Annotated in this window: 10 protein-coding genes; 2 read left to right on the forward strand and 8 right to left on the reverse strand. The window is 59.3% G+C overall.

Features of this window, described 5'->3' with window-relative positions; translation table 11 throughout:
- The first annotated feature begins 14 nt into the window (after positions 1-14).
- On the forward strand, positions 15-248 hold the full coding sequence (locus V7082_RS09605) for a helix-turn-helix domain-containing protein (RefSeq protein WP_334147980.1): 234 nt from the start codon (positions 15-17) through the stop codon (positions 246-248).
- A 291-nt stretch (positions 249-539) separates the two neighbouring features.
- Here the strand turns inward: V7082_RS09605 and V7082_RS09610 are convergent, their stop codons facing one another.
- The 4 genes from V7082_RS09610 to V7082_RS09625 all read right to left on the reverse strand — a co-directional run bounded on the left by V7082_RS09610 (position 540) and on the right by V7082_RS09625 (position 6606).
- The gene (locus tag V7082_RS09610; protein ID WP_334147982.1) at positions 540-4847 is read right to left on the reverse strand and encodes a CHAT domain-containing protein; all 4308 of its coding nucleotides are present in this window, start codon (positions 4845-4847) and stop codon (positions 540-542) included.
- 107 nt (positions 4848-4954) lie between these two features.
- Positions 4955-5416: a hypothetical protein gene (locus tag V7082_RS09615; protein ID WP_334147984.1), complete on the reverse strand. Its 462-nt coding sequence runs from the start codon at positions 5414-5416 to the stop codon at positions 4955-4957.
- Between the two features lie 183 nt (positions 5417-5599).
- Positions 5600-6448 carry a hypothetical protein gene (locus V7082_RS09620; protein ID WP_334147985.1) on the reverse strand — a complete coding sequence of 283 codons (849 nt, stop codon included), beginning with the start codon at positions 6446-6448 and terminating at the stop codon, positions 5600-5602.
- A gap of 2 nt (positions 6449-6450) precedes the next feature.
- On the reverse strand, positions 6451-6606 hold the full coding sequence (locus tag V7082_RS09625) for a DUF6471 domain-containing protein (RefSeq protein WP_334147987.1): 156 nt from the start codon (positions 6604-6606) through the stop codon (positions 6451-6453).
- A 388-nt stretch (positions 6607-6994) separates the two neighbouring features.
- On the opposite strand from V7082_RS09625, the gene V7082_RS09630 reads away from it, so the two are divergent.
- A complete protein-coding gene (locus V7082_RS09630; protein ID WP_334147989.1) occupies positions 6995-7747 on the forward strand; it encodes a hypothetical protein in 753 nt (250 codons plus the stop codon).
- 16 nt (positions 7748-7763) lie between these two features.
- Here the strand turns inward: V7082_RS09630 and V7082_RS09635 are convergent, their stop codons facing one another.
- The 4 genes from V7082_RS09635 to V7082_RS09650 all read right to left on the reverse strand — a co-directional run.
- Positions 7764-8942, reverse strand: coding sequence for a tyrosine-type recombinase/integrase (locus V7082_RS09635; RefSeq protein WP_334147991.1), 1179 nt, complete (start codon positions 8940-8942; stop codon positions 7764-7766).
- A gap of 56 nt (positions 8943-8998) precedes the next feature.
- A complete protein-coding gene (locus V7082_RS09640) occupies positions 8999-9370 on the reverse strand; it encodes a hypothetical protein (RefSeq protein WP_334147993.1) in 372 nt (123 codons plus the stop codon).
- Positions 9371-10426: 1056 nt separating this feature from the next.
- The gene (locus V7082_RS09645) at positions 10427-11866 is read right to left on the reverse strand and encodes a hypothetical protein (protein ID WP_334147994.1); all 1440 of its coding nucleotides are present in this window, start codon (positions 11864-11866) and stop codon (positions 10427-10429) included.
- On the reverse strand, positions 11820-13026 hold a 1207-nt coding region (locus V7082_RS09650; RefSeq protein WP_334147995.1), incomplete at its 5' end, for a hypothetical protein. The genes V7082_RS09645 and V7082_RS09650, both read right to left, overlap by 47 nt.

Below are 13026 nucleotides of genomic sequence, written 5' to 3' on the forward strand. Positions count from 1 at the left end.
GGGAGGCCACAATCATGTCGGATATCACGAACACGAACGCGGTTTCCTACCTCGACACCAAGGAAGCAGCCGCCTTCCTGCGTCTTTCACCGCGTACGCTCGAGCGCATGCGCGTCGAAGGCGCGGGCCCGAAGTATCTCAAGGCGGGACGGGGCATTCGGGCCCGGGTGCTCTACCGCGAAGAGGATCTGAGGTCCTGGGTCGAGGCCATCAGCTATGGCTCGACCTCCGAATACGGCCGTAGGTGATCCAGCATCACGCCCGCCGCCCGCGGCACTGCTGCGGGCGGTATGGTGGGCAGGTTTGTTCCAGAAGCGGAGCTTGACTTCCATCAATCCCCGCAGGCTCGGTGTCGACGCTAATTGTCCGGAAGCAGACGAAGAGCTGACGCATCAGTGATGCGCGATCGACTACCGCCAAATCCCTAGAGCGGTATCGGCTTAAGTGGCCTTTGCACCGCGTGCCGACGCCATCTCCGAACGGCGCTGCAAATGTAGCAACGACGATTATAGCACGTGGCGTCGGCTGAGATCCCGAAGCTAATCGGCGCCCATGAGCTGAAATCCACCCCAGCTCGCGGGATGTGCGAACTCTGGCAAGCCGACGTCATCCATGAGAGCCACCTGCGCGCGCCGCAACGCCTCGGACCATCGGAGCGTTTTTTCAGCCTGTCGCGCTTGCACCGTGCGCGTCGATATTTCCACTGCTGGATCCGACGGGATTTCCCAGTGCGTCGCAACGACGTTACGAGCCCCGGAAATGTAGAATGCGCGGACGAGGCCTGAAAGCCCATCGGCCGACGGGCGCCCATCGGACGTTGCGGTGTCGCAGGCCGACAGCATAACGAGATCGGCGTTGAACTTGAGGGATGCGATTTCCGTCATGGTGAGAAATCCATCGTCCTCTTCCGAGGCTTCCGGAGGCGGTGTCAAGATAAGGCCGGGCTCGCTGTTGTCGAATGCCGTTCCCGCCACGACACCATGCGTGGCGAACGTGACCACATCGAAGCGATCGAGCTCCATGCGCTTGAGAACCGCCTCGCGGGCTGAGTCGCGCGTCAGGATTTCACTCCGCAGGAACTCGCGCGAGAGGGTGGTCAGCTCGATGCTTGTCTCTGGCAGTGAGGGCTGACGCCTCAGCCAATCGGGATCGACAAACCCGCGCGCCCGTTCGAGGCTGGAAAACTCTGTTGCTCGCACGATGTCCGCCGCACCCAGATCCGGATCTCCGACCCCCAAGAACGAGGCGGCTTCGCGATCGGATACGTTCGCCTTCCGAAGCGCTGCAAGCGTCGAGACGCCAGGAACGCGCGAAACGGCCGTGTGCCGTGCGAGCCACGATATGCGGCTCGACCTTGCCTCGCCGATATTGATCGAGACGACTTTGTCGTCGCGCACCGGCAGCACAGAGAACGGCAAGGATTCCAAGGGGCCGGTGACAACCGACACCACCGAGTTGGCGTCAACGATATCCTTGCCCAACGGGCCGAACAGAGCACGATAGAGCTGATAGGCGCGCGCAACGGGAAAATCCACATAGTGCCCGCCCTGAAGCTGTAGACCGGTGCGGATTTCACGCACCATCTCTCGCAGCGGTGCGCCGCCGATCTTGCTGATGTGCGTTTTGATCCCTCCGGAACTGCTGACGAGGAAGAGGATAGTCGCCTCCTTGCCGGAGCTGACGATGAGCAGGTTTTCGCCCGGCGCAAGAAGCTTTGCGATCTCCTCTGCCGGAACGATCTGCGACGCTGTCAGGTCGTCATACAGGTGCGGCCCGGCTGGGGAACGTCCGTCATCCAGTGACGCGCGCTTCGTCTCCAGTTCCGCACGCCGCCGCAGCGCACCGATCGGAGTAATGAAGCCATGCTCTGCTGCGATCGCCGCCGCGATGTCGATATCTTCCTGTATCTGATCGCGCTGTTCGTAAATTTCTCGTTGCCCTTCGGCGTCGAGAAGGCGGCGTCTCAACGAGATCTGAAGTGCTGCGCTCGTGTCGCTCTGAGATGAAACCTGCGCCAGTTCGAATGCACGGTGTCTGGCTCGTGCGGCGTCTTTGCTATTGAGTTTGGGAGCAAGGTCCAGGAGCGTCGAGGCCACGCTATGCGCCACCGGCGCAAGTGAGCGCACTGCCGCGACCGAGCGCTCCTTCCCGAGCAGCCACTCGCGGTCAAATTTGTGCCGCAGCATCGAATAGGCTTCGTTGGCATAAGCGAGCGCGCCCCGCGATGGGCCACTTTCCTTTTCCAGATAAGCCAAACGTGCGAACGCGGGTGCGAGCACCGGCGCCAAGGTTGCCTTGCGGGCGGGGCCGACCGGATTGGGGACATCCACTAGCTGCGTTCGATAGGCGCGCCACGTGTAGCGTAAGAGGGAACGCTCAGCGGGGATGGCCCCAAACGTCCGTAGATCCAGGGCCATGCGTGGAAGAGCCGAGAAGAATGCGCGATCATCCCCGAACTCGAGAGTCGCGCGAACGACATGCTCCATGAGAGCGTCAACGTGCCGATCGGCGACTGCAACGCTCTTTGCATCGATAAACTTTTGGAATCGGTCCAGCTCGGTCGAATCATCGGGCGATGCGAACATCAGCCGTTCATCCATCATGAACCCTTTGTACACGGCGAGGAGCATCGATCGCCGCTCAGGCGAGCGTTGACGTTTGAGCCAACGCTGCACCCGCCTATCGCTGTGGCCAAGGCTTGCGAGCAGTCGTTGGCGCTCCTGATCGGCGATGTCGCCTTTGGGAAGGGTGTGCAGCAGCATCATCGCCAGCGAATAGTTTCTGGGCGTGGTGTCGTTGTCCTGCCCCACGAACCCCAGAGCATAGTCGCGGATGACGCCTTGAAGCGCCTGATGGCAGTCGGTGCAGTCCAGACTTCCGATATGCCGAACCGCCAAATCATTCAGGAGACCCATAGCGCGATACACCAGTTCGAGAGCGTTCCCCTGTGGTGTTGACGCGTCGATCTCGTCGATTGCCGCTCTGAACGCCCTCTCTGCGCATTGAAACTGCAGTTGTGCCTCGCATATCGACGCTTGGAGCGCGTGAAGCGCAGCCTTGTCGCCGGGCTGTAGGGTTGCCTGTCCCGAGGCGAGCAGCGCCTCGACTTGGGCGACGTGCTGCGCGGCACGGCCGGCGATACCGTCCTGCCACCAACCGACCGCGACATTCAGCCGTACAATCGCGGTGTAATTGAAATCTTGCGTCCGATCTTGCTCAAGGAGCGCGATGGCGGCTTCCTGTAGCTCCAGTCCCGTATGGGGTGCGCCGATCGCGCGCAATGCGCCGCCGCCGATGTTGAGTTCACAAACCGAGGGACGAAGGTGCGGGGGGCATGACACCTCGTGTGTTTCATCGAGAATGTGCAACGCCGTTTCATACACCGCTGGATTTCGCAATCGCGCGTCTCCGAGCAGCATGTAAAACCACGCGACGGACGCAAAATCTCCGACAATGCTCCCCTCCCGGACGGTCTTGAGAAGAAAAAGGTCGCGCCAGACCGAGATCCGCTCCGTGTCCGAGCTCGTGTCGTTGAGCACGCGATGAAAAAACGACGCGGTGTTCGCGTTCGGCCAATCCCTGCTCGGGCTGTCGAGCGTCGACCGCAAAAGGCGCTCGACGGCCGGTGCAAGCTCGAGCACCTTGCTTGTCAGGTCGGGCCCTCGTCTTTCGCTGTTCCAGAGCTGCTCAAGTTCGTTGGTTTCACGTTGCAGCCTGGCAAGCGCCTCGCCCGATGGTCGCTGTTCGCTCTGGCTTGGCGCGCCGCCCGATTGTTCGGATCTTCCGGTGATGTGAGCGGCTTGCGGCTCCGTATCGTGTCGAGACGGCCGCATCGTAACGTCCCATATCTTCAGCACGCCTTCGTCGGTCCCCGCGGCGACCTTGCTGCCGTCAGGCGAGTATGCGACGGCGATGCTCCATTCAGACCCCGTTTCGAACGTCTTGAGCAGCGTTCCGCTTGCAGAATCCCATAGACGCACGGTTCCGTCGCGGCCGCCCGTGAGGACGCGCGCGCCGTCCGGCGAAAACGCAACCGAATCTATCCGAGCCTCGTGGCCGCGGAACGTTTGAATCGGCGTGCTGTCCGCCACATCCCACATGCGCGCGGTGCCGTCGTCGCTGCCGGAAAGCAGGTGCCGACCGTCCGGCGAAAATGCGACCGACATGATGACGCTCGTGTGGCCTTCGAAGGTGCGGATGAGCCGCCCGGTTTTCACCTCGCGAAGGCTGAACCGAGACCCTGGCACGCGATCATCCGTCGCGAAGACGTGCCCATCCGGAGAAATCGCGATGGCCGACGCACCGATCTTGTAGGTTCGAACGAGCGCGGCATCCGAGAGGCGCCACAGACGAACCTGGTCGCCTGCGGAAAGAATGTGACGGCCGTCCTGGGCAACGGCGACGCCATAAACCCACTGTCGGTGCCCCTTGAACGGATGAACCATGCGCCCGCTCGCGGCATCCCACACCCGCAAAGTTTTGTCGACGATATCCGGAGCCGCGCGCCCGCCACCCGGTCCACCGGAGCCGGTGATGACATGCAGCCCGTCCGGCGTGAACGCGACGGTGTTGAGGAGGTCCTCGTGTCCGGATAGCGTGACGATCAGATCGCCGGTGTCCGCATTTGTCACATGCGCCACCCCGTCGCTTCCAGCGGTAGCAACCCGCTGTCCGTCCGGAGAGAATGCGACCGCGTTGATCTGGCCGCGATGCCGCGGTAATGCACGCGCGATGGATGCCGTGCCGTCAGAACCTTTGAGCGTCGCTTGATCCGGCTCTTGAGCAACAGCGGTCGGAATAGCGACGAAGAAAGCCGCAACAGCGAGTGCACATTTTATGAGTTTCATCTCGCGTCTCTAGCGTCGTTGCATGAGCTGGAGCAGATCGGAGGCGGCCCGATGGCGTGCTGTACTGTCCCCAATCGGCGCATAGTCGATCGCTTGATCGCAAGCGGTCATCGCTTCGAGTCGACGATGAAGGTGCCACGCCCGAGCCGCCCCGTAAGCACGCAGGACGCAGCGCCCGGCCGCCCGCATTCGCTTCCGTGAAGAGAGATGAGAAGGCGCATCCTCTTGCCGCGGCCCTTCGTTTTAAGGCCCCGCGACAGGAATTCGGCAGCTTCCGAGAACGTGCCCTTCGGACCGCCGCTGTAAAGCCTCAGCGTACATCCGCCTGTGCCGCAGAATGCCGAAAACGATCCATCGCACATGAGGTACTGATAATCGATGATCGCATCGTCCCAACGATCGCCATTGAGATCCGTGACGTCGATGAAGCCCGGATAAAACTCGATCTCCGTGCATTGGCCGGATAGGAGCGTGCGTTCATGAGACAGTATGTCCGTGATATCGGCCGATGCCCCGGACGCACTAAAAAGCCATAGGAAGACACTGTAGAGTATCAGTCTCGTTTTCATATCCGCCCCTACGAGAGCCGAGCAGCCGTTCGAAACCTAGCATCTGCTCGCAAGCGTTGTCATCCGTACACTTCATGATGCACGCTGACAAATCCGGCATTGCGTAGCAAACGCACCAAGCCTCAGGGTGGGGGTTGGGTGATGCTGGCGCGGGCGGCGGTGGTCGCTGTGATGGCGATATACTCAGTTCATGAGACTTCCGCCGGGGATCTCTTTTATACTGACGGACACCACGTTGTTTGGATCTCTGCGCCAACCATAAGTGAATGTCCGAATGCTGTAGCGGGGGGTTGGATCGGTTGTGCTTCGGTAGGCAACTCCCGCGACGACCAAAGCGGCTGCCGAAAGAGTCCCGTCCTTCAACGGTCTCACGCGTGCTTCATCCACCGTCAGGGATTTGCCTATGGGCTCACTAAACCACTCGCCTGGAACCGTCACGTTGTCCCACGTGTCGTTACCCAGCCTTGCGAGGAGCTTATCGGAAAGCTCCTTTGCAAGATCCTTGAGGTGAATTTCGCCAATGGCCACTCGGACCAACTCGTCGCTAATGACGTCGATAGCAGGGGTTTTTCCAAAGTTGCGTGCTCTGATGAGCATTCCGAGATGGAGACGCCCGTCGATAATGCCATCAGTTCCCTTTGCGTGGATGGCGCCAACATTCAGCCACGGGCGTTGGCTCAGGTTAAGGGTGCGCTCAGCAATGTCAGATGCGCGCCGACTTTCGTCCGCAGCCTTCGCGGCCGCAGTGGCAGCGCTGGCAGTCTCATAGAGCGTGCCAGCCAAGAACAAGACACCAACGAAGGTCGCGAACACCATCCACCAAGACGCGCGAGCCATCTCCCTCTGCGCTTCAAGATCGTATTCGGCCCGCCATTCGTCGCGATAGGCTTTCTCATCGCGATATCCGAGCTCCGCTCGGAGCGTCGCCTGGAGGGATATCCCATATTCGTGCTCGGCGGCATTGTAGGCGCGAGTGGACTCGTTGTGCTTGTTAGCTAGCCCCGCTCCGAAGAGCATAGCGACAACGGCCAAACCTACTCCAAACGGAGGGTGGAGCACCCAACTGCTTCTAGACATTGGATCAAGAACACCGCTGTAAACTTCCCTCTCGCGAGCTTATTGCGGATATTCGGTTCGGTCTCTGCAACTCCGATCTCAGACAGTTTTTCCACAAGCTGGGCGTAGGTCACGCCTCATGGATTGGGGAATCACACTTCCCGTTTCATCGAAGAGCTTAAGAGCACGACTGTTGGACACATGCGTCTTGTCCGGGAACCTTCGGGACAGTGCGAGCACATCGATCTTCCGGCTCCTCGCTAAGGGTCGATTTCTAAAATCGCGGGATCACGCCAAGCTCAATCGACCGCCCGAACGGTACGCCCGCGGTACGCCGGACGATGTCGCGATATTTTTAGAAGCCGCTAAGTGTTTGATTTTGTTGGCTGGGGGACTAGGATTCGAACCTAGACAGGCAGAGTCAGAGGCTAAGTCGTTTCGACAGCGTCCCACAATAGATTTAATTAAATCAACGCTTTGTACTCGCAAATTGCCCTGGCTTGGCCTGTGGCCAGAACGCCCTTGTCGAAACGAAGCCAAGCCCCGCTCGCGTTGCCGCCGCCCGGTCTGTTGAAGCAGGCGACGGTGCTGCCCTTCTGGTGGCCGACGAATCGTGAGAAGCGTGCATCGTCGCGCTTTTCTGATCCGGCAAGGCACTCGCCGATGAGCAACCATCCAAAGAGACCTCGATCCCTTCAGCACCTCATTGACGTCACCCGCGCCGCTATCGAATCCGGTGAGCTCACGGATGAACAGCGCGCTGAAGCCGAAGCTCGTCTCAAGAGTGTAGAGGAACGGACGGAGGAAGAGTTCGCCTCTCTCGACCATTACATCCGCAATATGCCTCCGGCGGCGACTACCGACATTACGCTGATCATTCTCAAGGGCCATCTGCTGATCGAGCAGAAGGTGCACGAGTTTATCGCGCAACGCTTGCTGAGTCCCGAGGCCTTGGCGGCGGCGCGGCTCGAAAGCCATCAGGCTATCTGCCTCGCAGAAGCGATGGCGTTGCCAAATGAAGAACCGAAAACGCTCTTCGCTACGATCAAGAAGATTAATGCGCTGCGCAACAAGATCGCGCATGTGCTGGATGATCCCGGAATAGACAATCGCATCAGGGATATCGTCAAGACCTACAGGTCATCATTTCAGGATGTCGACGATACGCTCTACAGCGTGCTCGCTCACTGCTACGGGCAGATGTCGGAACTTGTTCGGCTAGCTCAGCGTCCAGGGTTCCGTCTCCCAGGCGTTGCCGCCAATAATCAAGCCTGACCTAACTGCACCTCCTTCAGCGTTCGCGCCGCGCCGCGCGTTCCTCCGCCTTTATGCCACGCATGGCTCTCGACATCACAGCGCGACGCTTCTTCAGGCTCACGATGCGCTGCTCTTCCGTCCACTTCACATAGCGACGTGCCGCGTCCGGCGTCTTGTGGCCGGACAGCGCCATGATGCCCTGCTCGGTCACGTCCGCATCGCCGAGTTCGGTCATGCCGCCATGGCGGCATGCGTCGAAGGTTACATGCGCTCCAAGCTTCGCTGTCTCGCGCGCCTCCCGCATCCGGCGGTTAGCATATTCGAAGGAGTAAGGATGCGGCAGGCCACGCTCGCCCATGGTCATCACCATGGCCTCGCCAAGTCGCGGCAGGCGCTTGATGTAGGTTTCTAACTCCGGAAACATCTTCTTGCCGTCCACGACCAGAGGCAGCCACACTTCCTCGCCTGTCTTGGCGTGCTCCAGACGCACATGGTTCGGCCGATCCGGCGGGCGCCAGTCGCTCCATTTCAATGATCCCGACAGGATGTTCTCGGGGCGCTGATGCCACTCATAGCAAACCAACGCCACGAGGCCGAGATGGGGATAGCCGTTCTCATTCAGCGCGCGCGCCAGCGCATATGCCTCCCGGCGGCTGGCCGCGCGCTTGGGCTTGTACTTGTGCCGCTGCTCCAAATCCTCCCACGGATTGAGCGCAGGGAAATGCCGGCGGTATTGACGGCCCACCACGCGCCAGGCCCGCTTGATCACCGTGATCGAGAAGTTGGCAACCCGAACGGCTTCTCCCTTGGGGCCTTGCAAGAGGCGCTGGTAGATGCGGTCGGCTGCCAACGGCGACACGGCTGCGAGCCTGTACTCCCTGAGCTCGCGGCCTTCCTTGCTCTTCGTCTTGAGCGTGCGATTGATGATTCGGCGGTACATTTCCTGTGTGCGTGGCTTGAGGCGCTGAAATGCATCGGTTTCGTAGTAGCGCTCGAACATCCATGCGAAAGTGCCGGGGATGGTTTCGTCGACTATGACCTCCGACGCCAGATCCAGCTCTCCGCGCCGCCAGCGCGCAATCCGTTCGTTGAGGTCATTGGCGCGCGTATAGGCGATCGCGTAGTCGGTGCCGAGATTGCGGCTTGAAATGTCGTACCCGGCTTTGACGTCGCGCGAAGGGGGTACCCAGTAGTAGGTGAGGCCATTCTTCAATTTCCGCGTCGTCATCAGCGCTGGCCAACCCTTTGGGCGCCGGTCTTCCTTCTTTTTCAGAACACGTCGGCGAGGTCCGTCCGGCTCTGCGGCTCCCCGCCGAGTTGGTCGATCGCCAAATCGAGATGATCTTTTATCCATCGTTCGCCGCGGCCCTTCACCTTCACGGGCCTTGGCCAGATAACCCCCACGTCCTTCAGGAACCTGTCGACGGACGTTTCATCGCAATATGCGGCCGCAGTTTGAGGCCGCATCAGCCTTGGCCATCCGCCGTTCGAACGAGGGTTACGTGCCATACCCGACAATCTCCCGAGCCTGTTCCAGCCTGGAATATCGCCACTGGCAAGATCGCGACCGCCCGCGCGGCAAAGCCGCCGCCAAGCAAAATATGAGTAATTCTTTTGTTTTGGCTGACCTTTGGTGCGCATGTGCTACGCAAAATTGAGGTGGCGGGAGGAAAAATAACATGCACCCCAGCCGGCAACCTGCCCAGTCTACTGTCTGAATACTGTGATTTGCATTTGATTGCAGGCATTCTTGCGCCGAACTTCCCGCGCGGGCTTCCCGCGTACGGGCAACAGAATGCGGCTGACGCCACTCGTCGAGATTAGCCGCGGACAACGCTTTTGGCGGGTGCATACCCGGACGCGTTTCCTGCTGCGCTCGAGCGGGATGAGATCTCTCCACGCTAGTTTCTGTAGCTTTCTCAGGCATTTCTTTAGTTTGGGTGATCCGGCGTCTGGTGCGAATAGCCGAGTTTGCGATGCGCTACGCCGTAGTGCGGGTTTCGTACAGTCCGCGGAAAATAGCGGTTGGTGGCGGTATGTGGGCGAAACTGCGGTACCCCGCCCTTTTGGGAGGTTGGATCTAAACACCCGAATAGCGGCATCGGGCCAAGAGGTGCCGAGGGCCCACAGCACGAAGGCGCATCGTCCCAATAGCCGACATCGCGCCGGGGCCGCGATCGCGCCTTGCTGCGTTAGCAAATCAAGTCTGCTTACGGTTGACGAGCAAACACATCCGCAAAGCTAGGAGGAAGTTCCGCGCGCCTGTTCTACAAGCCACCCTGGGATGCGGCACCACTGATTTCTCGTGGCGGCCGAACCAATCCCCGAGCGCATCGCCGGTGCTTGCTCATCGTTGTCGACGTCGCGGTATTTCAAATGGAAATCCGTTGTTGAGTGATCACGGTCAGCGAAGAGGACTTCTTGCTGTTTTTGAAGGCCTGGATAGCCTGGCTACAAACATTTCCGCCGGAGCATGCGCTTGCCGTTGCCGAGGAGACCGCAAGAGGTGTCGGCGGGTGCACTAAATTGTACCGTGCAAGCTGGAACAAATCCTGCGGAGTCTTTCCCCCGCCGTCTTCTTGGCGCGCGTTGAGGGAGCCTGCTCGGTCAGTTCTTCGAGGATCAGCGGCCGACGGCCAATATCTCGTGCATACCCCGCAGGGCACGCCGCACTTCCACACACTCATCCGCTCTACTTCAACGAGAATGAGAACTTGGTTTGGGAATATTCCCCTGAACGAGGCAGGCCACGATGTAAACGTGCGACGTACCTGTGTCGAATGGAAAGACGAATAGTCCGTCCTCCATGGGAAACGGCCCGGTTTCCTTCGGGCTACAGTCCAACACGCACAGCACCGCCACACGTCGGTTCGTTCCCACTGCGTAGCTTGCAGCCTGTCCCGCGTATCTTTTGCAGTCGTCAGGCAACAAACGAACCTTCGTTTCGCTCTTTAGCTCGATGCGAATGCCGCGATATGACAAGTCCGTGCGGCCACCCGCAGAATGGGCCTGTTCTTCCACATTCACGCCAAGTGCTGGATGCCGCCTAAGGAACTCGCGCACCCGCGCCTGGAATTCGGCTTCCGATATGACAGTTGGAAACAGCGCGTCTTGAACAGACTGCCCCATCAAATTGCCAAGTGGCACCAAAACCTGAAGCAAGTCATCCAGGTCCTGTTCCGGGATCAGTGGTTCAACCCTTAGTCGATCTCGCAGCGAGAGCATCTTCCGGTCGATCGCCGGATAGCCGGTGATAGGTTGATCGCTTTTCGATCCGTTCAGGCGCAGAGTACGCTGCCCAGCGATCGATACAGGCTGGTCGCTCGCTACAGGAAAAAATTCCGCCGTATACATGAACTCAAATGGCCGGGCCTTTAGGTTTTGCGCCATGCGCAACGCCATCCGTCCGCGTTGTTGGAACAGGAACGGCGGCTCCCCGATCGGCCGATCAAACCGAAAAACTGGCAGGTCGTAACTGCTTGGTGGCTCAATCGACATCGGACTGAGCACAAGCGATGTGGCCTTGTCCGGCCACCGCGATACCCGAACAGCTATATCCAAATCGTGCATCTCTCCTGGCCGGAGATGTTGAAGGCGCTCAGCGACGGTTCCGTTGATCTTGAACTCAACAAATGCCACAGCGATATCCGCTGGCTCTTCAACTCGATGCTTGGAGTTTCGCGCCCAATCTGGCCGTTCCGGTTCTGGATCAGCGTAGATGGCAACCGGCATAGGCTCGGCACAAATTGCGGATCGAATGAGTTCGACGCTCTGTGACCTAGGCTCCCCGTCAACGGCGTTGAGTATTTCGATGAGCCGAATACAGTAGCGATCCTCAAACTTGCGAGCTTGAAGTTCCTTGATCCGTTTACGAGCTGCGCGAAGGAACCGGTCCGCTTCTAACTCTGCCGCTGCCACTGCGTTTAGCCATTCCAGGAGCAGGCCGACGATCTCCAGTGATTCGGCAAAGGTTTCCCAACGTAGCGCGGCGGCGGCGCGCCCGTAGGACAGGGCCACGTGCTTCGCTTCCCCAGCCACCTCGCGCAGAGGCTCACCCAACTTTTGCGGAGCGCGCAATGCGTCTATCGCTTTAGAGCGAACCGGGAAAACTTGATCGAGAATTGCGTTTTTTGACATCTGCGTCGTGCTCTTGTCGCTCCAGAACGTTGTCGCCCCATTGCTTTGAAATTTGGGCCAAGTCGACAAGGCGACCTTCGCCGATCGCCTCCTCAAATCTGACGGCGATTGCCATCGACTGACAATATAGGCGTCTGGCTTGGTTGCGGACGGTTGGCTCCCCGGCATCAACACCCGCCTGCGCTACCTGTCGCGCTTCCGCCCAGCAACTCGCTCTCGTTAGTACTTCAATCGTATGCGCCGCCAACCAAGGTGCATCTGTAGCCAACTTCCGTCCTATCGCTTCAAATTCCGCACGCCTCGCCTGGACTGCTTCGGCAGGCAAGGCTTCGAGAAGTTCGAGCGCCTCGTCGGTGCGATGATGGTCCGCTCGGACCATCGGCAAATGGAGGAGCAATAGATCGACGAAGCCTTCCGTCTCGCCGAGAGAATGTGAAAGCCATCTAAGCTCCGAGCGTACATAGAGTGGGTCGACCTTTAAGAGTACTTGAACCAGGTATTTTGCAACTTCGCTTTTCGCGCGACCTAAGCGATGGAGCTCCGACGCGAGCATGCTGACACATTCGACAACAAAGCGGTCTTCACCTGCTCTTTCCGAGTAGTATCGGATCAAGTTCAATAACGCTTGCGCCGCGCGCCCACGCAAAGCCTCGGGCAAATGAAAGAAGCGGAGCGCGTGGACGGCCGATTGGTGAACCGCCACGTACTGATCCCAAAGCAACACTGCGAATGCCTCATAGACCAGAGGAGGTACATTTCGGCTGCTGAGTTCACCCACGGCAGACGCGGCATAGGAACGGACGAGCACCGAAGAACCAACCAATCCGTGATACAAGTGCGGCAAGAGTAGCTTTAAACCGTCGACTGTTTCTCCGAGATGTTCGACAGAACCGAGGAGAGTCCCGCGTAGGTCGTCACGCCCTTCGGGAGCTTTGTCGAGAAGGTCGACGAGCTTCTGCATCAGGAGCGGTTCTCCTTTCGCGACAATGCTGGCCCATTCGACGGCAGATTGCATCAAAACGAGAATACTGGAGCGTTTACTCCGCTGCTCCAATTGTTGGAGCACGTCCGAGGGCTGTTCAGCTTCATCATGTTTGCGCAACCGATGATGTGACCCCCTTCTTTTATCCGGGGGCAACTGGAATCCGGTCGTCATTGAA

The sequence above is a fragment of the Hyphomicrobium sp. genome (assembly GCF_036833075.1).
Taxonomy (GTDB): domain Bacteria; phylum Pseudomonadota; class Alphaproteobacteria; order Rhizobiales; family Hyphomicrobiaceae; genus Hyphomicrobium_C.